Consider the following 19,388-nt stretch of genomic DNA (forward strand, 5'->3'; position numbering starts at 1 on the left):
AAGATTCCGTAGGAATCTAGGTTAGGAACGTTACGGCGCGCACAAGCCGCTGTGTTTGCGACACCTTTCGGCGATTTCGGTCCTCGATAGCACGAGGATCGGGTCCCCGATGGCACGAGGGTGACGGTCCCCGATAGCACGAGGCGCATCACAGCTTGTCCACAGGGCCGCGCCCGAAGGCGCGGGCGGCCGCGACCTCGAACGGATCGGTGACCAGCGCGGTGAAGGCGAGCCGCTCGCCGCGTCGCGGATCGCGTTCGATCGACAGCTGGTAGCCGGGAAGCGGCTGACGGCGCACGATCCGGCGCAGGTCGAACGCGAAATGCTTGAGCGCCGACAGGCTGCCGGATTTAGCGTGGAGATAGGCGAAATCGAAGCTCCAGCCGCCGCGCTGGACACCGCCGTGCTTGCGCACAAGCCGGTAGAGCCAGCGTTCCAGTCCACCCTTAAGATCGAAATAGGCCCGGTCGATGGTGAGCACGAGCGCGTCGTCCATGACGCCGGCGAAGAACCAGTCGGGCAGGATCAGTTCCAGTCCGAGCGGCCGCCCGGCGCCATCGGCGCGTTCGGTCCATTCGTTGATCCAGGAGAAGCGGTGCCGCCGCCGTTCGCTCGGCTGGCGGATCGACGTCGCGACGGTCGTCGACTGGAGCCGGTCGAGTGCGGCCTTCAGCCGGTCGTAGTCGCGCACCGAAGTGCCGCGCCCGGTGAAGGTCAGGATCTCGTAGGGCGTTGCGGCCATCAGGCGCGACGGTCGCAGGCCGCGGTCGCGGGCCTCGACGATCTGCGAGGCCGCCCAGATGAGCACGTCGGCATCCCAGATGGTCGCCATGCCGTGCTCGGGCACCGCCTCGACGCGGATGGCGATCCGCCCGGCTGTGAAGTCGATCGGCGCGGTGCGCGGCGACTTGGCGAGCGAGAAGAAGGGATAGGCCATGAGGTCCTGGGCGTCGCGGGCGCGCAGCGTGCCGGGCAGCGCGCGGAACAGGTCGAGCTGCGCCCGCTCAGGCGAGGCGCGGTGTCGAGCGGGCATCGGCGGCGATCAGCGGCGGGCGTGATCGGCATAGGCCGGCGAGATCGCCGCATGGCGTTTGGCCGGCAGCACGGTGTCGCCGGTATCGTCCGACGTGCTGCGCTTGGTGCCGCGCTCGACCCAGGCCTGGAGGTCGTCGAGCCGGTAGACGACGCGGCCGCCGATTTTCGAGTAGCGCGGGCCGGTGCCGTAGGTGCGGTGTTTTTCCAGCGTCCGACCGGACAGGCCGAGAAAGCGGGCAGCTTCGGGGGTGCGCAGGTAACGTGGCGGAAGGTCGGCGTTTGGATCGGGCATGATCGGGTCTCCGAGATGTCGTCGAGCGCCGCGGACCGTCCACGGCGGATGCGGGACACAGTGTCGGAGGGAGACTTCGTAGGAGGAGTGCGAAGGACGGCGTCGCGAGAGCGCACACCGGCGCGATCAGCGCAGCGAGCGTGGGTTCGGACGAAGGAGGTCGCGGTAGCCGCCGTCGCGCAGCGCCGAGGCGTCGGCGACGAGACGCATCATGCGGAAGCGCAGGTCGTGCGATTTCCAGGCGGGGCCGTCGGGCACGCGCGCGGGGCCGACGAGGCCGCTCGCGAGCTCGCGATAGCTCGCGCCCGCGTCGCGGCCGTCGAGGGCGCGCAGTCCGAGGACCAGACGGGCCCGGCGCTGACGGGTGGGCGCGCGTGCCTCCGCCGGTGGCCGGCCCCGCAGCGTGCGCCACAACGCCAGTGTCGCCGCCACGCTGGCCGGCAGCCAGTCGTCGAGCGGCAGGACCAACCCGAGCGGCGGCTCGATGGTGCCGTCGAGGCTGAAGAGCTGATGGACGCCGCCGAGCAGCAGGTGCACGCCATCGGGCGCATCACGGCGATGATCGAGCCGTTCCAGACTGACCGGCGGACGATCGGAGAGACCGTCGGGGAGTGCGAGGATGGTGATGACGTCGGGCGACGCCGTTGGCAGCCAGAACAGCGCCGTCTCCGTTGCGGATCGAGACGGGTCTGTCAGGAAATCGCAGCCCCCAACGCCGCGCGGACGCGTCCGCTCGTTCGGCGTCGGAGACTCTCCCGGCATCATGATAGTCGCGCCCATAGGCTTCGTTGCGGCGCAGATATTCCCAGGCGAGCCCGCGCATCGGGACCCGCTCGAGATCGTCATAGGCGGCCTTCGACCGCCAGTCCGGAATCGACATGGCAGACACTCCAACCGAACGCTCGTGGGGCACACGCTCCGCGCGCGTAGGGCTGAAGTGTTCGCCTGATTCGAAGGGTTTGGGAGTCCCGCGCCAGGCATCACGCGTTGCGTTCTGGGCAACACGTCAGCCAGTCGCGCGAGGTCAGTGCGCGTCGGCGCGTCTCAGGAGGTCGCGATAGCCATGTTCGGTCATCCAACGGGCGCGCGCGAGATGGCTCGCATGCATATGGTGGACGCGATCGGGGTCTCGATCCGGGTCACGCTCGAGAACGAGACGCGCCACCTCGCGCCAATCCGCGCCGTCCGTCGCCGCATCAAGAAGGCGTAGATAGACGATCGAATGCGCCAGATCATAGTCCGTCACGGTCGGCGCGGTGGGCGGCTCATCGAGGAATTCAGGTTCCGCCATCTCGTCTCCAGCGAACTCCGGTTTACAGAGGCGATACTAAAATCATCGGGCACGCTCGCTTACCACCATAACGGACTTAATGCCGATGCAAACGACGCGTCGCCTTAAGTCGAGCCCAAGACAGACCCGTCTCTGTCGAGAATACTCCGTGGTGAAATACTCTACAAGACGGTGCTGTCTCGTGCATGGAGATACGAGAGGCGCTGGCGTTCAATCTGAAGAAGCTGAGGCAGGAAAAAGGGCTGTCGCAGGAGGAACTGGCACACCGAGCCGGCATCGACCGCACCTATATCAGTTCGCTCGAACGCTGCGTCTACAACGCCAGCATCGACGTCGTCGATCGCCTCGCAACGGAACTCGGAGTGGAGGCGAGTGACCTGATCGTTCGACCTGACCAGACGGACTCCTCGTTTCCTCATCCACAATCCGGGACAGAATAGCGAGCCGTGATTTTCAGACGAAAAGCCCCGCCCGGCTGATCCGGGCGGGGCGTCGTGGTCGGATCACTCGCCGTTGCGGCGGCTAGGGCGCGACCAGATGAGACTGAAGCTGCCGCCATCCTCGTCGTCGAAGAGGTTGGCGTAGATCGGAGCGGTGAAGCTCGGATCGTCGAGCTTGAGGCCGAGATAGTCGCGGCCCTCGTTCGAGCGCTTGGTCCAGGCGGCACCGATTTCCGCGCGGCCGACGAAGACCCGGTGCGAAGGTGCGTTGTCGCTTGCCTGGTTGGTCTCGGGCGCGATCCGGACGTTCTTCGCCTGGACGTTCAGGGTGACGATCTCGCCGGTATATTCGTTGCCGGACTTCTTGAAGGTGCCGATGGTAGCCACGGTAGGTCTCCTGTCTTGCTGTCTCGAGCCCGCGCCCATCGCGGCCTCGATGGCGATCGCGAAGGCCGGGACGATCGGCGCCGCATCCCATAGGACCGCAGCGCAGCGAAGGACGGAGCGGCGAAGCTTTTTTGTCCCCGCGAGGAATGATCGCAGATCAGGGGAAGAAAGCTTCGCCGCTCCGTTGCGGCACAGCCGATCGAGGCGAAGCCGGTGCCGGCCAGATCAAGCCAATGAGAGGCCGTGTGGGCCGCCTGCCGACAGCGCCGTGACAGGAGACGTGGCGATCACCGTCGCGTCACGACAAGATCCCGCGGCATTCCGGGCGAAGAAAGACAAGCTATGGCTTGCGAAAGACCGGAATCCGTGTGGCCAGAACGGAACGGCGAGCCTGCGGATAATTCGCAGGTGTTTGGAAGGTTGTCGCTCGGGAAGCGGTTCGATTTCGCTTGCCAGCGCTAGCGCGTGGACAATGGCTGTATCGGTGCACTTGGTTGACGCTGCTCATCAATATCCAGCGCACCGACTCGGACCCAAGCCACGCTACCGATCACGACGGCGCCGACATATCCCAAGACGTGCCGCCACACTTCGCCTGTGCCGCCGATTCCCGACAGACCATAGGCCAGATGATACCCGGCGATCGCCGCCGGAACGGCGAAGACGATTGCGACCACAATGCGCAGGATCGGCGAGCGCAGATGCGCGAACAGGAACTGGCCGATGACGAGCGTCATCGCGCCGGACGTCAAGCCGATGGCGACCGCGCCGAGCGGCCCTGTGTCGTGATGATAGGCGGCCAAGCCCATCGCCATGCCGACGAAGAAGGGAAAAGCGTAGACGGCGAGATTGAAGACGAGCCAGCAGAACGCGCCGAGCCCCGCGATGGTCAATATGGTGGCGATGCACATGAGCGTCCTCCGTGACGATGGGTCATCGGACGCGCTTCCACCTCCTCCACGGCGCTTCGATGGTCGGGATTGTAGCAGCCAGACGGCGGCTTCGGTATCGTAAATCGAACGTCCGAACCGCCGCCTCGAGCGACAACCGCTTCATTGCGAGAAAGGGTCGTATTCATTGATAACGGTTTCCGGGTCGCCGTCGAATTCGGCGGTCGGAACGACGCCGTAGCTGTCACCTGCCTCGAACAGGGTGATACAGGTCATCAGCGTCTTAGCGAGGCTCAATGCGTTCAGTTGTGCGGTCGAAAGGCTCATCGCGAAGGCTCCCGTTTTCGGGAGCGGGGACCATCCCCGCTCGACGGGCGCCCGATGGGTCCGGCTTCGGTCCGCGATCACCGCGGCAGACGTCAGCCAGAGCGGCCGCAAGCTTCGCTTAGCGGACCCTTCATGGGTTGATCGGAGAAGGTCCAAGTTGGACCGAGGAATAGCGCTTAGAGAGCGGGATGGTCGCAGCAGTTAAGGGAGAGAAGCGTCCTTTGAGGACCAATGCTTGGATTTGGAATGAAGCGGCCATTTCCTGGGACCATGCCGAACGACCGGTTTTATCGGGAGCCGACATCGCGAGTTTGCCCGGACAGCTCATCGTCGTGACAGAACCTGGGCCGTTTGCGGAAGGTCTGCTTTTGTGTTCCCCGGCGTCTAAAGCGGTCATTGGGCAACCGCCCCCAATGCCGGCCATTCCCACACGACGCCATTGATCTTAAAAGCGGACACAGTTTAAGTGCTGCGCGAGGTCAGGAGCGTGTCAGTCTACGAGTTTCGAGCGATGACCATAGGCGATCTTCCACTGATCGGGCGATGGTTGCAGACACCGGCGGTCAGGGAATGGTGGATTGATGCAAATGGACAACCGGCCGACCCGATAGGTGAGGATAATTTAGATGATCCCGACGTTGCGATGTGGATCGTTTCCTCTCGATCTTCACCTTTTGCATTCATCCAAGACTATGACCCGCATGCTTGGCCCGACCATCACTTCGGGCACCTCCCGCTTCGATCACGGGGTATCGACCAATTCATCGGAGTGCAGGAACTGCTCGGCTACGGTCATGACCCTGCTTTCATAACAGCATATGTCGATCGTCTTCATACCGGAGGAGCACCTGTGATCGGCACTGATCCTCATCCAACAAATGCGAGAGCAATCCGCGCGTATCAGAAGGCTTGGTTTCAATCTAAAGAGGAACGGCTGACGGAGTGTGGACCGTGTTTTCTGATGGAGCACGCTAAGCGAGCGGAATAACCGCTTTTCTCGTATTCATTATAAAACCGACAGTCGCAAAACCACCCTTCTTTGCCGTTTATCTCTGTGTTAAAGGACGGCAAATGGATCATGTCACCAACGACATCGTTTTGTTCGGCATAATAGCAGGCGGTGCTGTGGTCGGTGGGCTTATATCTTTGGTGCCGAGTAAAAAGCTAGCCATCGGGCTTCTCTGCACAATTCCAATTGTGATCATTATTCTAGTCCACATTGAATTGGCTGATCCCACCCGACAGGGGGACGCCCTAGATGGTCTCTTATATATTTTCGGTCCACTTTGGCCAAGCGCGGGCGCGCTTGTAGGTTTCGTTGTGGTCAGATGGTTACGGGATAAAATCCGCTAACCACTCATAGCGGTCGAACTCCCTACTTTTGCTGATTTACCACGTCGCAACCACCCTCATCAGCGCAGATCGACCATGGCTTCCACGCTACGCGCCATGACATTTTCGGCGCCATCGAGCTGATCGGCCCTGCCGAACTTCGCCCTCGCGCCCTTGTTACGCAGCGTGGGCGGCATCGGCCCTTGCGTTGCCAATCGTCGCACAATTTTGCCGTGCACTACACCTTGCGCGGCGCGGCGCCTTAAATAGCTTCGGTCAGTTCGAGATAGCAATTATCGCCACACTCGAAGCCATTGAGCGTAACCGGCTTGTATTCAAGGCGGTCGTATTCGCCCTAGCGCGCTTCCATCACCTACGCGTAGTCGTCCGAATTGGTCGGGGTGCCGGCCGTGACGCGAGCGTAGCCGAGCGCCTATTGCTGCCCGGTCAGGCGTTCGCGCAAGGCGGCAGGCACTTGGGCCGTCGAACAGGACGCGAACGAGCGGCCCTGAACCGTGAAATGCACCTGGTCAGTGACGGTCATGGCAATCGTCTCGTCGCTGCGCGACCCGTCATAGGTGTTCTCGCAGCTGTTGCGCAGCGTGTAAGTCTTGCCGTCTTGCGATAGGATCGTCGCGCGGCACGCCCTCGTGCTCGAACCTGACAGCCCCCTGCCATCCCAGACGCGCCAAGCAGCATTGGCAGGGTTCTCACAGCTCGTCCCTTCCAACACGTAGACACCAGGAGTCAGCGGAACCTGCGTCGCCGTCCCGGCGCCGGGCATCGCTGTCGCCTGGGTCGATGCCGCGGCCGAGCCGGAAGGCGATCCGTCACCGCTCTGCGAAACGTCCGCTTGCGAAGTCGAGATCGGCTCCGAGGTGGTCGCATCCGTTTCTTGTGAAGGTGATGCCGAAGGCGTGCAGCCGGGCAGCGCCAGCATGGAAATCGCCAAGAATGCCGATGTGGTTGCGCGCTTGATCATCTTGTCCCTCTCGATGCTTTTGCCGGTGCAAGGTTCGTGTGCAGAGGATGCCAGTTTGACGGATTGCTACGGCCAGCGGATTACAAGCACGTGAACGTGCCAATTGTTTCATCGCTTGCTAAGACAGCATTGGTCTCGAAATTCTGAACCGTGTTGCAAGAAGCGAACCAGCGCTACGATCCTGAGACGCAACCCCAGAGATGCCGAATTGTGGCTGCCTTCGCTTTGTGGCCAAATGGAACAAGGGCCGACTGCAAAAGTTTAACGACGGTGATTACACATTCCTTTCGCTTCGTCGCTCCGCTCGCTGTCGGACTCTTCCTTGCCGCCTGTTCGAAAGAGCCTTCGGACGGTGTAGTCGGCGAGAACGACAATACGGTCGTGGGCAAAACTGCCGGTGCCGATGCGGTGAACGAAACGTCAGCGCCGGATGACGCCAGTGCGGATCGGGATACGGATGCGCTGAACAGCAGGCCGGGTGCCGCTACCGGCAGCGACGGCGCCGACGATCGCGTGCGCCAGTTACAACGCATCCCAACGCTGTTCCGCGGAACCTGGGCGACCAATGCGGGCGAGTGCAATGCACGCAATCACCAGCGCTTTACCGTTACCGATACCGGGGTAGGCTTTTTCGAGGGCGGCGGCGAGGCGACCAATATCCGTCGCAACAGCAGCGCGCTAGCGGTCACCTACACCGAGACGAACGAAAGCCTGGAGCCGGGCGCGAAGGTCGTGTATTTCGCCAGCCTTGACGGCGGCGGCGCGATGCGGGTGCGGAAGGGCAACGGAGATAGCATCCGTTTCATCCGCTGCACACGCGGCAGCGAACCATCGCGATCGGATGATGGAGCCGTAACGAGTGGCACAACCGCCACCGTGCCGGCCCGCTTCCGCAATCTTTACGCCCTCGATCGTCAGGCCTGCGCCGAGGACTACAACTATCAGACCGCCTTCCAGAACGTACGAGTGAGGGCGAAAACGGTGAATTTCTTCGAGACCGGCGGACCGGTGACGAAAACAGAAGTACGCGGCAACAGCATTGCCATCACGCTTGACGAGACGGTCGGCGACAACACCACTAGGCCCACAATCTCTTTCGCGCTGAACGACGACGGGACAGCGCGCTATCGCGCCGGGCAAAACGAGCCGGTTCGCGCGGTGGTCCGTTGCGAGGAATAACGCTGCTCCACCGCTCCGTGCCTCAGGCTAAACCTGCGGCAGCTTCGCAAACTTAAAACCCGTCATTCCGCTATCCACCCAGAGTTTGTCGCGCTTCTCGCAAGCGGAGGAACCTAGAAGCGGTCGATCAATACTGCTGAGCGACCGCTCCTTTCGTCAGATTTCGGTTCTCTCCGCCAGCAGCAAAGCGTCTTCGACATCTACGCCAAGATACCGGACGGTGTTCTCGATCTTCGTGTGGCCGAGCAGAATTTGGATAGCCCGGATATTGCCGGTGGCACGATAGATCATAGCCGCCTTCGTTCGGCGCAGCGAATGCGTCCCGTATTCTGCCTTTCGCAGTCCAATCGCAGTCACCCATTCATCAACCAAACGTGCATACTGTCGTGTGTTCATATGGCCGGCGTGATCCACACGGCTCGGGAACAGATAGTCGCCTGTCGACCCGCCTCGGCGCTCAAGCCATGCTAGCAGCGTGGCTCGAACGTCGGCCGTGAGTTCGAACTGCACGGGCCGATTGGTCTTCTGCTGAATGACGGTGGCGCGATTTCGTATCTCCGCGCCCGCTACCACGTCACCGATCTTGATCTTCACCAGATCGCAGCCGCGCAGCTTGCTGTCGATGGCGAGATCGAAAAGGGCCTTGTCTCTCAATCGTCCCTCGCGATCGAGATGGAAGCGGATCGCCCAAATCTGTTTCTGCGTCAGTGGGCGCTTCGTTCCGACATTCTTGCCAGCGTTCCAAGCCTGACAATGCCGCGTCGCTGCATCAAATCGTGAGTATCCCATTCTGTTTCTCCTTGGCCATGATTGGCCAGAGGGAGAACGCTCGAGATGGTGCAGATTGGGGCCGAAAGGAGACGATCCGCTTTGGATTGTGATACGAAGTAAGCTGACGTCCTTCTCCCGACCCCATCGCGGACGCTGCGGGATTTACATAGGCGGACATTGTGGCCGGCCTCACGTGGCGGGCTCATCCCGTTTGGCTGCCTTGACCTGCTCGACCGATACCGGCTCATCGCAGCAGCCGCAGTGGAGTTCCAGTCGCACCCGGCCCCCGCAATCGTCGTGTCTAAAGCTCACTGGCCCGGTGCCAACCCATGCATCGCCCCATTCGGTCAGCGCGACGATGGCCGGCGTCAGTCCGCGTCCCTTCTCGGTCAGATAATATTCACGATGGCCCGATGCCCCGGCCGCGGCGTTCTCCGTCATCAGCCCGGCCTGCACGAAGCCTTCCAAACGTTTGGCGAGAATGTTCGTCGCGATCCCGAGACTGCGCTGGAAATCGGTAAAGCGGGTGTAACGGCGAAAGATCGCGTCGCGCAGGATAAGAAGGCTCCAGCGTTCGCCGACGATTTCGAGCGCCCGCGCAGCGGAGCATTCCTGGGTTTTATAAAGCCGATCGAGCATAGGTCTCCGAATGCCAAAAATACTTGCATGATGCAAGTAAAACCTGTAATTGCATCATGCAAGCGTTTCGGCGCCTCAGTTCGCCGTGAACCCGGAAGGATAGCTATGATAGCAGATATTCCGAATTTTGCCGACCATAAGGTCGTCTCCCAGGAGGAGGAGCTGAAAGCGCGGATGAAGCACCTAAGGGATGAAGTAGCGCTCACGCATGCCCTGGATCGCTTGCGTGCCGAGCGGCGGGCACTGCCTTGGGTCAGGGTCGAGAAGCAGTATGTCTTCGATGCGCCGACCGGAAAGGTCGAATTGCTCGACCTATTCGAAGGGCGCAGCCAGCTTGTGGTCCACCATTTCATGCTGACACCCGGGTCCGATCACGTCTGCCCCGGTTGTTCCTTTATTGCCGATCATACGGAAACGGCGCGGCAGCATTTCGAACAGGCCGACCTTTCCTTCGCAGCGATTTCCCGTGCTCCGGTGCCGCAAATCGAACGCGTTAAGAAACGCATGGGCTGGACGTTCGCTTGGGTGTCTTCTGGCGACAGCGACTTCAACTACGACTTCACTGTGGCTTTCACGCCGGAAGCGAAGGGGGATGGAGGCGCGCCGTATAATTTCGGCAAGGAGAGAATCACGAAAGCCGACGACATGTTCGGCATATCGATGTTCGCGATGCGCGACGGGGCGGTCTATCATACATACTCGACCTATCGCCGGGGGGCCGAGCTTCTGATGGGCGCGCTGAACTGGCTCGATCTGGCGCCGAAGGGGCGGAACGAAGAGGGGGCTGCGCATAGCTGGCTTCGGCTGCACGACGCGTATTGATCGGTCCGGAGATGGTTGCTTCACTCCGGCCTCACTCGCAAGCTGTCAGTCTCGAAACCTGAAGAGTTTCGGGCGCCGCGAGGCGTACGAAAGTTGCGGGTAGGCGATCCGCCAATGGTCGCATTCGTCGCAGCCTTCGACATGGCCGCCGAGCGCCGCGGTTCGGCTGGCCTCGATCTCCGACATGACCTTCAGTTTGGAAAGGCTCAGATGACCGGCGCGGGCCGCCCGAAAGTCTGGACCTGAGATGCGGAAGATGTCGGCAAGTTCGATCCCGGCGCTTACCGCCTCAACCGGACGAGACCTCCTCGTGCTGGATCAGGGCAAGGCGATCAAGCGGGCTGACGACGGTTCATACCGTACACACAACGACTTTTTCCATATGCTCACGCCGTCGTTCTCGTATCATCCCCATTCGTTGGTCGGCGAGTCCGGCTTCTCGTTCACATGTGCTGCGTTCGGCATGACGCAAGGATGGAACCTCTCTAAGATCTTGAACCTGCGAGTAGCCGGCGGATCCGTTCCGCGTCGTCCGGCATCGCGGGTGTATGGACGAGCATGACGAGATCCGGCCGGCCGTCCACCGCGAAAGACGAATAGTCGAGCGTTAGATCACCGACGATTGGATGGTGAAGGCGCTTTTGCCCATCCTCCAGACCGGCAACGGCTGCGTCGCTCCAGAGCCGCTCGAACTCCCCGCTTTCGCGGCACATCGTTTCGATGAAGGGCTGCTCCCTGTCGCCCGATCCCGTGCGTGCAAGGTCGCCTCGGAAGACACTGACGACGAAGCGAGCGATCTTTTCCCAATCGCGATTCAAAACGCGCGAGTACGGATTGAGGAAAATCTGGCGCAACATGTTGCGTTCGCACTCCGGCACCGATCCCCAGTCCGTCATCACGACGGCAGACGCGGGATTCCAGGCGACGACATCCCAGGTCGCAGTACGGATCAGCGCAGGGCACGTCTCCATCGCGTCGAGGATCAGCTGTTGACGTGGTGCGACGGCGGTTGCGGAAACGCCGCGAGCCTGCGGCGGATGCCCGAGCCCAAGCAGGTAAAGGTGTTCGCGTTCCGCTTCGGTGAATTTCATCGCCCGTGCCAGCCGCTCGACGACGGCGACGGACGGCGGACCGCCGCGACCCTGCTCGAGCCAACTGTACCACGTGGTGCTGATGGCGGCTCGTTGAGCGACTTCCTCGCGACGCAAGCCCGACGTCCTGCGCCGTCCGCTGACGATGCCAAACGCTTCAGGATCGAGCCGTATCCGGCGCTCGCGCAGATAGGCCGCGAAGGTAAGATCCGACATGAACGACGATCCACTTAGCTTTTATACATGGATGAGTTCTTAACTTTATCACGGGTCGCGGCCGGCATACATCCATCCGAATTCGGATGGGAGACAACCGATGACGGATGGATCGAAGAACGAAACTGCCGGCAAACCTGGCCTCTTGCTCATGAGCTCGAACTGGGAGTCGTTTCTCGACGGCGCACTCGATGATCGTTTCGAGATCGTCCGATTGTGGCAGGCCGAGGACTCCCAAGAGCTGCTTGCCGAGCGCGGCCATGAGATCGTCGCGACACTGACGACGCGCATGGATGCCTCGCTGCTCGACAAGCTCGCTAATCTCCGCCTGATCGCGGTGCCCGGTGCAGGATACGAGAATGTTCCGGTCGAAGCTGCACGAAAACGCGGCATCACCATCGCCAATGCCGGCGATACGCACAGCGCCGACGTCGCCGACCACGCGGTCGCACTGACACTTTCCGCCATCCACCACCTGCCCGATATGCAGGCTCATGTGTCGAGCGGCGCATGGCGGGCCGGTCGCTCGATCGGTCGCCGGCACGCCATGTCGGCTCAGCGTTTTGGAATCGTTGGTCTCGGCAATATCGGGACCGCCATCGCAAACCGTTTGGACGCCTTTGGCGGCGAGATTGCCTGGTGGGGACCAAGGGACAAACCGGCCAGTTGGCCGCGACGGGAGAGCCTTGCCGATCTGGCGCGATGGTCGACCGTGCTAATCGTCGCCACACGCGGTGACACCGATGGCCTGATTGACGCAGACGTCATTGACGCCGTTGGTTCACAAGGCACGATCGTCAACATTGCACGTGGCAGCGTGATCGACGAAGACGCGCTCATCGCAGCATTGACAGCCGGCCGGCTCGGCGGCGCGGCACTCGACGTTTTCGCGGAGGAGCCAACACCGTCCGATCGATGGCGGGACGTACCAAACGTGATTCTCACCCCACACGTCGCGGGTGTCTCGGATGAATCGATGACGCATCTGCGCGAAGCCGCGATCCGGAATCTGTCGACCGTGCTCGATGGCGGAGCGGTCGTGAACGAAATCGGCTGAGCGCCGCCATCGCCTTTCCGTCTCTCAAGGGCACGTGATCTCTACGTTCAGTTCCGCAATTTTTCACAATTCCGTCGGCTCAGACCGAAGATGCGTTGGAGATACGTGCTCAACCCCTCACAGGTCCGCGCCGATGTCATCAGACCGACGTAACCGTCAGGACGGATGACCATCAGTGTATCGTCCTGCGGTGCGTAGTGGCGGAAAGCATGGCCTTCGGTATCGATCCAGCTCCCGTTCGACGCCGCTCCCTGACGGTCGATCCGAATGTATGCGACATCGCCTCCGTAGCGATCAATCAGGTCCCTGCCCTCGTCGGAGGGATCGATTCCGAAGGTCAGAACGCTCGCATGCAGGCCGCGCAGTAAATCGAAGAGCCGTACGGTACCTTCGGCACTCGAAAGGCCCGGCGCATCGGGCGCACGATCGCCCGCACGCAGTTTATTCGTCGGTCTTTGCCAATCGATGGAGAGATTGCGGTCCCGATAGTTTACGCCGAGTTGTAGCGTCGTATCCGTCGCCTTCATTTCTTTCGTGAAGGCCTTCTTCGTCAGTTCGCTCGACAGGCCGAGGACGTTGGCAGCAACGGGAAGGCGCTCCTCGTCGTAGGTGTCGAGAAGACTTTCGTCAGCACCATCGAGGACGGCAGCCAGTTTCCAGCCGAGATTGACGGCGTCCTGGATGCCGGTGTTCATGCCCTGCCCACCGGCCGGCGAGTGGACATGCGCGGCATCGCCGGCGAGAAAGACCCGGCCGATACGCATGTGATCGACCATGCGCACATTGGCCCGCCAGAGCGATAGCCATTCGGCGTCGGAAAGACGAATGTCGTCGCGGCCGGTCCGAGCCCAAACGAGGTTCTGAAACGCTTCGGTCGAGGGTTCGCGCGTTTCCGTCGCCGGGATTGCTGCCTGGAACTGGAAGCGATCCGTTCCCGGTAGCGGACAGAGGGCAAGGAATGCCGCCGGGCTCGGCCAAACGTGCCAGCATTCGCGGTCGAGACCCGTCACTTGGACATCGCCGACCCACATGCGGATATCCTCATGCGTCTCTCCCAGAAACGGCACGCCAAGACATCTGCGAACCGCGCTCCGGCCGCCATCGCAGCCGACGAGCCACCGCGCCCGAATGTCCGTGCCACGGCCTTCGATCTCGACACGGGCGATCACGATATCGCCGTCCTGCTCGAAATCGAGGAGTTTCGTCGCATATTCGACTTCACCGCCGAGTTCGACGAGACGGGCGCGCAGCGACGCCTCGACATGCCATTGCGGCGTAAGAAGCGTGGTCGCGTACGGCGCATCCGGACGATGGTTCGGTCCGGTGCGGTTTGGAGGCATTACCCCCGGCCCGGCGTCGTGAAAGATCATTGGCAGGTTGAAGCGACCGCCGGCGATGACGGCATCGACGATGCCGAGATCGTCGAAAACTTCGAGGCTTCGCGGCTGCACGCCCTTCCCGCGCGATCCGCGTACTGGTCCGTCCATCGCCTCGATCAGGCGGTGCGAAACGTTGCGGCGCGCCAGATCGCAGGCGAGCGTCAGACCCGTCGGGCCAGCACCGACGATAAGGACATCCACTTCCATGATAAGCAGTCTTCATTTATCTAATGACATTAGAGAAGTTATCTAACGTCATTAGAGAGATCTGCAAGTCCTATGAGCGAAACGTCGAAAGTCGGTCGTGAGCCCGTTGTCCGAGCCGGACTGAAACTTTTGGACAACACCGGTCTCGATCGCCTGACGCTCGGTGCGATCGCCAAGGAGCTTGGCGTACGTGCGCCGACGCTCTACTGGCGTTTTGCCAGCAAGCAGGATCTCGTCGACGAGATGGCCACGCAAGTCGTCGCCGACTGGGCGCGCGGCATGCGGACGGATGGAAGCATGGCACGCTGGCGAGACATGGTCCGCGACATGGCGCACGGTTTGCGTGCGACACTAAAGAGCCACCGCGACGGCGCCCGTCTCGTCTCCGGCACGCATCTTACGCAGCCGGTCATCCTCGAACCTCTCGAGGCGATCCTCAACGCTTTCACGACAGCCGGCATCGATATCGAGACCGCCACTTTATGCATGACAACGCTCTACGCCTTCGTCATCGGCTTCACGATCGAGGAACAGGCCGTCGTTCCATCGCCTGGCACCCGCGATCCGCGATACGATCTCGAAAGCAGGCGAGAGCGAGTCGATGCGGAGCGCTTTCCGCTCGCTATGGAAATCGGGCCGTATCTCCTCGATCGTTTCGACCAGCGCTTCGAGCGTGGCATCGATCTCTTTATTGCGGGGTTCGAGGGGGATGTCGGTCGTAAGACGTCCGGAGTTTCCTGATTCCATCGAAAGGATGATTGGCGAGGCGGTGGCCGTCGATCCGACAATCGCCTCGCAGCCCATCGCTCAGTTCGGGTTCATCGCCGCGAAGGTCTCCTCATAGCGACCGTCGCGCTCGGCGAACCGACGGGCCCTGTCGCGTTCGACAAGAATCTCGCCGGCGGGATGTGCCTGTCGCTCCAGAATGTCGATCACCTCCGCGACATAGACATCGAGCGCCATCGCCCGCTCGTCCGACGCCTGCCCTGTTCCGGTCAGCTCGGTGCGCACATAGGGCGGAGCCAGTTCCAAAACCTCGACCGGCACATGGCGAAGCTGATGGCGCAGCGACTGTAACCACGAATGAAGGAACGCCTTGCTCGCGCAATAGGTCGGGAAATCCGCTCGCGGGATGAAGGCAAGGTTGGAGCTCGTCGCAAGGAAAGTCGCGTCCCGGCGCTGGCGAAGAAGCGGCAGGAACGCCGTTGCCGTGCGGATCACGCCGAGGATGTTGGTATCGACGATCGCCTGTGCGTCGGATGCATTCCAGTCTTGCGCGCTCATGTCCTCGGTGCGCGAGATGCCGGCATTTGCAAGGACGATGTTGAGGTCCGGAAAGCGCTCGCCGACATCCCGCGCGCAGGCTGCGACCGCTTCGCCATCGCCGATATCAAGGATGATGCCGGTGATGGCGGGGCGATCGGCGGTGATCGCCTCGAGATGAGACGTCCGCCGGCCGGTGACGACGACCGTGTTGCCGCGATCGTGGAACGCTTCGGCAAGCGCGCGGCCGATGCCGCTGGTGGCGCCGGTGACGAGAATTGTATTGCCGGTCATGTTCATGAAGGGTCTCCTTTCCTTCGCAAGGGTCATGGAAAGGAAAGGCGAACGACCGCTTGGCAACCGTCCCGCATGCCGCTGCCGGACGGTCCGAAACCCGTGCTCTACACGCATTGCCTCGGGATACGACTGGCGCACGATCATGATCGGGAAACTGGCCCACCATCATCGCCTTTCCGATCGAGATCTTCCAGCCGGAAACCTCTCGAAGAAGGACGCGTTGGATGACGGTAACGCCTACGGCCGACGGTGAACGCCAGCGCAGAGACTGCTAAGTCCGCTTTGCCTACCTGTCAAGCAATCGTGCATCATGCGGCCGACAGGCTTCTCCGACCGGTCAGTCGTCCACCCGATCCGGCTGCAAGCGTGCATAGCGCGCCGGCGTTTGCCCGGTCACGCGCCGGAACATGGCGATGAAGGCGCCGACATTACTGTAGCCAAGATCGATCGCGATGGTAGTCACGGATTGCCCGTCGGCCAGGCGTTCGATCGTATGAATGCATAGGGCCCGCTGACGCCAGCGCGTCAGGTTCATACCGGTCTCGGCCATGAACCGCCGCGCCAGCGTGCGTGGCGACATTCCGGCGAGCCTGCTCCAGTCCGCGATGGTGCGCTCGTCGGTCGGATCGGCCAGCAGACGGTCGACGATGGACCGTAGGCGCGGATCCGTGGGCAGAACAAGGCTTAGCGGAATGGCAGCAAGACTGGCGATCTCGTCGAGAATTACGGCGGCGATACGGCGCTCGTGCGTGGCCTGCGGCGGATGGTTCCAGGACGCTGCGCGATGAACCGCTTCGCGCAACAGCCGGCTCGTCCTGAGCGTCGCCGGGTGGTCGCGAAGTCCGGCGCAGGCCCCTTCCCCGACATAGACGCTCCATCCAGCAAAGGTGCCGTGAGAGCGCATGGCATGTTCGGTGCGCGGCGGCATCCAGATTGCGTGCGTCGCCGGCACGACCCACGCACCGGTCAACGTGCGGATCGAAAGCAACCCGGAAAGACTGCCGATCAACTGTCCCGTGGCATGCTGGTGGATGGCCGTGTCACGCACCGTCGTCTCGCGCCGCTCAACGGCAAAGAGATCGTCATCGCCGATGTTATCGGCGCGATTGGGCTCAATCAGAGGTGTCGACATGACCGTTTTGCGCTATCGATTGGCAGAAACCGGGCGGTTTCGCCATTCAATGCGGTTTACTTTGTGTCGCGTCAACCAGCACAAACACATTGAGCAGATCATGATGACCGACAAACAAGCGCCCCAGCGCCCCGAAGACGTCCTGCCCGACGGCATCGACCGGATCAAGATCGACGGCGTCGCCATACGAAAGGGAACGGTAGCCGCCTTCGTACGCAACGCCATTGAGTGGCGTAATCCTGCGACGGACGGCGCACATAGGCAGACGCTCGAGCGCGAGATGACCGAAGCGATGCCGGCCCTTCGCGCGCTCGGCCTGTTCGAGGTCTTCGACTTGCGCGATCAGCACCTTAATACCGCTCTCGACGGATGCAAAGAATGATTGGAACGGAACGCCGCATCAAACGCCACGGGATCGGTTCGACCCCGTGGCAAGGCGGAAGATCCATCCCTCCAGCGAAGTTGGTTCCTCAATGAGTTTCCTTCGTCGCTCGCAGGCATGCGGGCGCCCTGATCGATGTCGACGGTCACGGCTCCAGCTCCGTAATGTTGAACGGTCCGCCATTGTCCGCGGCATGCGCGACAGCTTCGTTCCCGTGTTTGCCCACCGAACGGCTCTTCGAGGCTTTCTCGCAGCGATACGAACGAGGTTCGACCATCGTCACCTCGAACCTGCCCTTTGACGAATGGACAGGCGTCTTCGGAAACGAACGGCTCACCGGCGCGCTGCTTGAACGTTCACGATCCGCGCCGACGAGGGGTTCGTAGCGTTGTTCGCTCCCGCTCTCGTTGCCGGCATCGTCAGTGCAGCACCCGGCGTTCGCCTTCGCTTCGCTCCCAAGCCGGACAAGGAAGCCACGCCGCTGAGGGACGGCGCCGTCGATCTGGATGTCGGAACGGTCGGGGCGTCCGCGCCGGAGGTCCGCCGCCAGCTGGTCTTTCGCGAGGGCTTCGTCGGTGCTGTTCGCCTGCACCACCCTCGTCTGAAGGGTTCGATCACGCCGCAGCGCTACGCTGGCTGCGGTCACGTCGTCGCGTCGCGCCGGGGCGCTTAAAAAAAGGCCCGTCGACGACGCGCTCGATGAGCTTGGCCTCCGGCGAGAGGTTGTCGCCATCGTGCCGCGCTTCCTCGATGCGCTGAACATCGCACGTGCATCGGACCTGGTCGCGCTCATACCGCGCTCCTGCCTGTGCGCCGCAAGAGTGGAGGCGCAGGGGCTGCAAAGGTTCGATTTGCCTGTGCCGACGCCGGAACTGGCCATCAGTGCCATGTCGCACGAGCGCCTCGATGCCGATCCGGGCCATCGTTGGCTTCGGCAAAAGCTCATGACGATCTGCCGAGCGGAGACCTAGGTTCTGGACCCATAAAGGAGCTACCCGAGACGCACGTTTTCTGATTCGGATTCCGTGAAGGAGTTTGCGATGATGGAAGACGCATTCTGGCTGACCGAAGAACAGTTCGCCGAGCTTGCTCCCCTCTTGCCGAACGATACGCGCGGCGTTGCCCGGGTCGACGACAGACGCGTGATCAGCGGCATCGTCCATGTCCTGAAGAGCGGCTGCCGCTGGAAGGACGCGCCGGCCTGCTACGGTCCGCGCAAGACGCTCTACAACCGCTTCGTGCGCTGGGCGGCGAAAGGCGTGTGGGACGATGTCTTCCTGCGGCTTGCCGAAAGCGGCGGTCCGCCGGCGGCTTTGATGATCGACGCGACGATCGTCAAGGCGCATCTCTCGGCCGCGGGCGGAAAAGGGGGGCGCACCGTCAGGCCATCGGCCGCTCGCGTTGCGGACGGAGCACCAAGATCCACCTTGCCGTCGACGAAAAAGGCCGGCCGCGCCGGCTGATCGTCAAGCCGGGCCATCAGGGCGACGCGCCGGTCGCAGGCGATCTCGTGAGCGGGTTCACGCCGGTGCTCTGCCTGGCCGACACGGCGTATGACAGCAACGCTTTTCGCGCCACCCTGATCGCCAACGGCACGAAGCCGGTGATCCCGAACAACCCAACCCGAAAGCACCATCACCCGTTCGATCGCCCCGCGTACCGCCTGCGCAACGTCGTCGAACGTACGATCTGCCGCCTCAAGGACTGGCGACGCATCGCCACGCGCTACGACAAACTCGCGCGCAACTTCCATGCAGCCGTTATCATCGCCAGCATCGTCAGTTACTGGTTATGAGTCTTGAGCCTAGGGCGTAACGCCAATCCCCAAACCAGGATCGTTTGCGGGAAAGCTCGCTTCGATGGGGAACGGCAGCTTACGGCCGACCTAGCCCAGAAGCGGACCGAAAGCTTACCACCCCAACATCTTCGTTCCGGTCTCGGTCGCGATGAGCCGAAAGAACACTATCGGCTTTCAGG

24 protein-coding genes and 3 pseudogenes are annotated in these 19,388 nt (G+C 62.0%); 11 read left to right on the forward strand and 16 right to left on the reverse strand.

The features are described 5' to 3' along the window. Positions 1-148: 148 nt before the first annotated feature. The 5 genes from FJU11_RS10720 to FJU11_RS10740 form a co-directional block, all read right to left on the reverse strand. Entirely contained in the window at positions 149-1,033 is an 885-nt protein-coding gene (locus tag FJU11_RS10720; protein ID WP_141167052.1) for a replication initiator protein A, read from the reverse strand. 9 nt (positions 1,034-1,042) lie between these two features. Continuing rightward, positions 1,043-1,327, reverse strand: coding sequence for a helix-turn-helix transcriptional regulator (locus FJU11_RS10725; RefSeq protein WP_141167053.1), 285 nt, complete (start codon positions 1,325-1,327; stop codon positions 1,043-1,045). Positions 1,328-1,453: 126 nt separating this feature from the next. Continuing rightward, on the reverse strand, positions 1,454-1,864 hold the full coding sequence (locus FJU11_RS18600; RefSeq protein WP_235890987.1) for a DUF2285 domain-containing protein: 411 nt from the start codon (positions 1,862-1,864) through the stop codon (positions 1,454-1,456). Positions 1,865-1,877: 13 nt separating this feature from the next. Continuing rightward, complete coding sequence (locus FJU11_RS18605) at positions 1,878-2,207, reverse strand: transcriptional regulator domain-containing protein (RefSeq protein ID WP_328591724.1); 330 nt, start codon at positions 2,205-2,207, stop codon at positions 1,878-1,880. Between the two features lie 144 nt (positions 2,208-2,351). Then, complete coding sequence (locus tag FJU11_RS10740) at positions 2,352-2,618, reverse strand: DNA -binding domain-containing protein (RefSeq protein WP_141167055.1); 267 nt, start codon at positions 2,616-2,618, stop codon at positions 2,352-2,354. Between the two features lie 185 nt (positions 2,619-2,803). Between FJU11_RS10740 and FJU11_RS10745 the strand changes: the two genes are divergently transcribed. Next, a complete protein-coding gene (locus FJU11_RS10745; protein ID WP_141167056.1) occupies positions 2,804-3,058 on the forward strand; it encodes a helix-turn-helix domain-containing protein in 255 nt (84 codons plus the stop codon). A 63-nt stretch (positions 3,059-3,121) separates the two neighbouring features. On the opposite strand, the gene FJU11_RS10750 is transcribed toward FJU11_RS10745, so the two are convergent. From FJU11_RS10750 to FJU11_RS18315, 3 genes are all read right to left on the reverse strand, one after another. Further along, positions 3,122-3,445, reverse strand: a complete 324-nt coding sequence (locus tag FJU11_RS10750; protein ID WP_181408144.1) for a DUF736 domain-containing protein — start codon at positions 3,443-3,445, stop codon at positions 3,122-3,124. A 458-nt stretch (positions 3,446-3,903) separates the two neighbouring features. Then, positions 3,904-4,356 (reverse strand): hypothetical protein, encoded by a 453-nt coding sequence (locus FJU11_RS10755; RefSeq protein WP_141167058.1) that lies wholly within the window; start codon positions 4,354-4,356, stop codon positions 3,904-3,906. Positions 4,357-4,497: 141 nt separating this feature from the next. Beyond that, positions 4,498-4,662, reverse strand: coding sequence for a hypothetical protein (locus FJU11_RS18315; RefSeq protein WP_181408145.1), 165 nt, complete (start codon positions 4,660-4,662; stop codon positions 4,498-4,500). A gap of 511 nt (positions 4,663-5,173) precedes the next feature. Here FJU11_RS18315 and FJU11_RS10760 point away from each other — a divergent pair. Then, positions 5,174-5,650 (forward strand): GNAT family N-acetyltransferase, encoded by a 477-nt coding sequence (locus FJU11_RS10760; RefSeq protein WP_141167059.1) that lies wholly within the window; start codon positions 5,174-5,176, stop codon positions 5,648-5,650. Between the two features lie 777 nt (positions 5,651-6,427). Here FJU11_RS10760 and FJU11_RS10765 read toward each other — a convergent pair. Further along, positions 6,428-6,976 (reverse strand): hypothetical protein, encoded by a 549-nt coding sequence (locus FJU11_RS10765; protein WP_141167060.1) that lies wholly within the window; start codon positions 6,974-6,976, stop codon positions 6,428-6,430. Between the two features lie 270 nt (positions 6,977-7,246). Here FJU11_RS10765 and FJU11_RS10770 point away from each other — a divergent pair, with 270 nt between their 5' ends. Further along, positions 7,247-8,155, forward strand: coding sequence for a hypothetical protein (locus FJU11_RS10770; RefSeq protein WP_141167061.1), 909 nt, complete (start codon positions 7,247-7,249; stop codon positions 8,153-8,155). Positions 8,156-8,311: 156 nt separating this feature from the next. Here the strand turns inward: FJU11_RS10770 and FJU11_RS10775 are convergent, their stop codons facing one another. Together FJU11_RS10775 and FJU11_RS10780 are read right to left on the reverse strand one after the other, a co-directional pair. Then, entirely contained in the window at positions 8,312-8,944 is a 633-nt protein-coding gene (locus tag FJU11_RS10775; protein ID WP_141167062.1) for a tyrosine-type recombinase/integrase, read from the reverse strand. A 171-nt stretch (positions 8,945-9,115) separates the two neighbouring features. After that, positions 9,116-9,565: a winged helix-turn-helix transcriptional regulator gene (locus FJU11_RS10780; protein WP_141167063.1), complete on the reverse strand. Its 450-nt coding sequence runs from the start codon at positions 9,563-9,565 to the stop codon at positions 9,116-9,118. A gap of 105 nt (positions 9,566-9,670) precedes the next feature. On the opposite strand from FJU11_RS10780, the gene FJU11_RS10785 reads away from it, so the two are divergent. After that, positions 9,671-10,387, forward strand: coding sequence for a DUF899 domain-containing protein (locus FJU11_RS10785; RefSeq protein ID WP_141167064.1), 717 nt, complete (start codon positions 9,671-9,673; stop codon positions 10,385-10,387). Between the two features lie 99 nt (positions 10,388-10,486). Here the strand turns inward: FJU11_RS10785 and FJU11_RS10790 are convergent. Beyond that, positions 10,487-10,660, reverse strand: a pseudogene (locus FJU11_RS10790) (transposase zinc-binding domain-containing protein); the annotation flags it as partial. 212 nt (positions 10,661-10,872) lie between these two features. Further along, complete coding sequence (locus tag FJU11_RS10795) at positions 10,873-11,694, reverse strand: helix-turn-helix transcriptional regulator (protein WP_141167065.1); 822 nt, start codon at positions 11,692-11,694, stop codon at positions 10,873-10,875. Positions 11,695-11,794: 100 nt separating this feature from the next. On the opposite strand from FJU11_RS10795, the gene FJU11_RS10800 reads away from it, so the two are divergent. Beyond that, complete coding sequence (locus FJU11_RS10800) at positions 11,795-12,751, forward strand: NAD(P)-dependent oxidoreductase (protein WP_141167066.1); 957 nt, start codon at positions 11,795-11,797, stop codon at positions 12,749-12,751. Positions 12,752-12,798: 47 nt separating this feature from the next. Here the strand turns inward: FJU11_RS10800 and FJU11_RS10805 are convergent, their stop codons facing one another. Next, positions 12,799-14,337 (reverse strand): FAD-dependent monooxygenase, encoded by a 1,539-nt coding sequence (locus FJU11_RS10805; protein WP_181408146.1) that lies wholly within the window; start codon positions 14,335-14,337, stop codon positions 12,799-12,801. Between the two features lie 72 nt (positions 14,338-14,409). Between FJU11_RS10805 and FJU11_RS10810 the strand changes: the two genes are divergently transcribed. Continuing rightward, positions 14,410-15,078: a TetR/AcrR family transcriptional regulator gene (locus tag FJU11_RS10810; RefSeq protein ID WP_141167068.1), complete on the forward strand. Its 669-nt coding sequence runs from the start codon at positions 14,410-14,412 to the stop codon at positions 15,076-15,078. Between the two features lie 66 nt (positions 15,079-15,144). On the opposite strand, the gene FJU11_RS10815 is transcribed toward FJU11_RS10810, so the two are convergent. Both FJU11_RS10815 and FJU11_RS10820 read right to left on the reverse strand, forming a co-directional pair. Next, positions 15,145-15,900, reverse strand: a complete 756-nt coding sequence (locus FJU11_RS10815) for an SDR family oxidoreductase (protein WP_141167069.1) — start codon at positions 15,898-15,900, stop codon at positions 15,145-15,147. 334 nt (positions 15,901-16,234) lie between these two features. Beyond that, positions 16,235-17,029, reverse strand: a complete 795-nt coding sequence (locus FJU11_RS10820) for an AraC family transcriptional regulator (RefSeq protein ID WP_141167070.1) — start codon at positions 17,027-17,029, stop codon at positions 16,235-16,237. Between FJU11_RS10820 and FJU11_RS10825 the strand changes: the two genes are divergently transcribed. The 5 genes and pseudogenes from FJU11_RS10825 (at position 17,028) to FJU11_RS10840 (ending at position 19,206) form a co-directional block, all read left to right on the forward strand. Further along, positions 17,028-17,411, forward strand: coding sequence for a hypothetical protein (locus tag FJU11_RS10825; protein ID WP_210242874.1), 384 nt, complete (start codon positions 17,028-17,030; stop codon positions 17,409-17,411). The genes FJU11_RS10820 and FJU11_RS10825 overlap by 2 nt on opposite strands. A 227-nt stretch (positions 17,412-17,638) precedes the next feature. Then, positions 17,639-17,767: pseudogene (locus FJU11_RS10830) on the forward strand (ATP-binding protein); the annotation flags it as partial. Between the two features lie 32 nt (positions 17,768-17,799). Continuing rightward, a complete protein-coding gene (locus FJU11_RS18455) occupies positions 17,800-18,084 on the forward strand; it encodes a type 2 periplasmic-binding domain-containing protein (protein ID WP_210242875.1) in 285 nt (94 codons plus the stop codon). A 61-nt stretch (positions 18,085-18,145) separates the two neighbouring features. Further along, positions 18,146-18,382, forward strand: coding sequence for a type 2 periplasmic-binding domain-containing protein (locus tag FJU11_RS18320; protein WP_210242876.1), 237 nt, complete (start codon positions 18,146-18,148; stop codon positions 18,380-18,382). 72 nt (positions 18,383-18,454) lie between these two features. Next, positions 18,455-19,206 (forward strand): annotated as a pseudogene (locus FJU11_RS10840) (IS5 family transposase). Positions 19,207-19,388: the final 182 nt, after the last annotated feature.

Source organism: Pararhizobium mangrovi (assembly GCF_006516965.1).
GTDB lineage: Bacteria > Pseudomonadota > Alphaproteobacteria > Rhizobiales > Rhizobiaceae > Pararhizobium_B > Pararhizobium_B mangrovi.

What these genes read in the sequence shown, in the direction of transcription:
- FJU11_RS10720 (WP_141167052.1), bottom strand. Translation starts at nt 1,033, where the DNA reads ATGCCCGCTCGACACCGCGCCTCGCCTGAGCGGGCGCAGCTCGACCTG.
- FJU11_RS10725 (WP_141167053.1), bottom strand. Translation starts at nt 1,327, where the DNA reads ATGCCCGATCCAAACGCCGACCTTCCGCCACGTTACCTGCGCACCCCC.
- FJU11_RS18605 (WP_328591724.1), bottom strand. Translation starts at nt 2,207, where the DNA reads ATGTCGATTCCGGACTGGCGGTCGAAGGCCGCCTATGACGATCTCGAG.
- FJU11_RS10740 (WP_141167055.1), bottom strand. Translation starts at nt 2,618, where the DNA reads ATGGCGGAACCTGAATTCCTCGATGAGCCGCCCACCGCGCCGACCGTG.
- FJU11_RS10745 (WP_141167056.1), top strand. Translation starts at nt 2,804, where the DNA reads ATGGAGATACGAGAGGCGCTGGCGTTCAATCTGAAGAAGCTGAGGCAG.
- FJU11_RS10755 (WP_141167058.1), bottom strand. Translation starts at nt 4,356, where the DNA reads ATGTGCATCGCCACCATATTGACCATCGCGGGGCTCGGCGCGTTCTGC.
- FJU11_RS18315 (WP_181408145.1), bottom strand. Translation starts at nt 4,662, where the DNA reads ATGAGCCTTTCGACCGCACAACTGAACGCATTGAGCCTCGCTAAGACG.
- FJU11_RS10760 (WP_141167059.1), top strand. Translation starts at nt 5,174, where the DNA reads ATGACCATAGGCGATCTTCCACTGATCGGGCGATGGTTGCAGACACCG.
- FJU11_RS10765 (WP_141167060.1), bottom strand. Translation starts at nt 6,976, where the DNA reads ATGATCAAGCGCGCAACCACATCGGCATTCTTGGCGATTTCCATGCTG.
- FJU11_RS10775 (WP_141167062.1), bottom strand. Translation starts at nt 8,944, where the DNA reads ATGGGATACTCACGATTTGATGCAGCGACGCGGCATTGTCAGGCTTGG.
- FJU11_RS10780 (WP_141167063.1), bottom strand. Translation starts at nt 9,565, where the DNA reads ATGCTCGATCGGCTTTATAAAACCCAGGAATGCTCCGCTGCGCGGGCG.
- FJU11_RS10785 (WP_141167064.1), top strand. Translation starts at nt 9,671, where the DNA reads ATGATAGCAGATATTCCGAATTTTGCCGACCATAAGGTCGTCTCCCAG.
- FJU11_RS10795 (WP_141167065.1), bottom strand. Translation starts at nt 11,694, where the DNA reads ATGTCGGATCTTACCTTCGCGGCCTATCTGCGCGAGCGCCGGATACGG.
- FJU11_RS10800 (WP_141167066.1), top strand. Translation starts at nt 11,795, where the DNA reads ATGACGGATGGATCGAAGAACGAAACTGCCGGCAAACCTGGCCTCTTG.
- FJU11_RS10805 (WP_181408146.1), bottom strand. Translation starts at nt 14,337, where the DNA reads ATGGAAGTGGATGTCCTTATCGTCGGTGCTGGCCCGACGGGTCTGACG.
- FJU11_RS10810 (WP_141167068.1), top strand. Translation starts at nt 14,410, where the DNA reads ATGAGCGAAACGTCGAAAGTCGGTCGTGAGCCCGTTGTCCGAGCCGGA.
- FJU11_RS10815 (WP_141167069.1), bottom strand. Translation starts at nt 15,900, where the DNA reads ATGAACATGACCGGCAATACAATTCTCGTCACCGGCGCCACCAGCGGC.
- FJU11_RS10825 (WP_210242874.1), top strand. Translation starts at nt 17,028, where the DNA reads ATGACCGTTTTGCGCTATCGATTGGCAGAAACCGGGCGGTTTCGCCAT.
- FJU11_RS10820 (WP_141167070.1), bottom strand. Translation starts at nt 17,029, where the DNA reads ATGTCGACACCTCTGATTGAGCCCAATCGCGCCGATAACATCGGCGAT.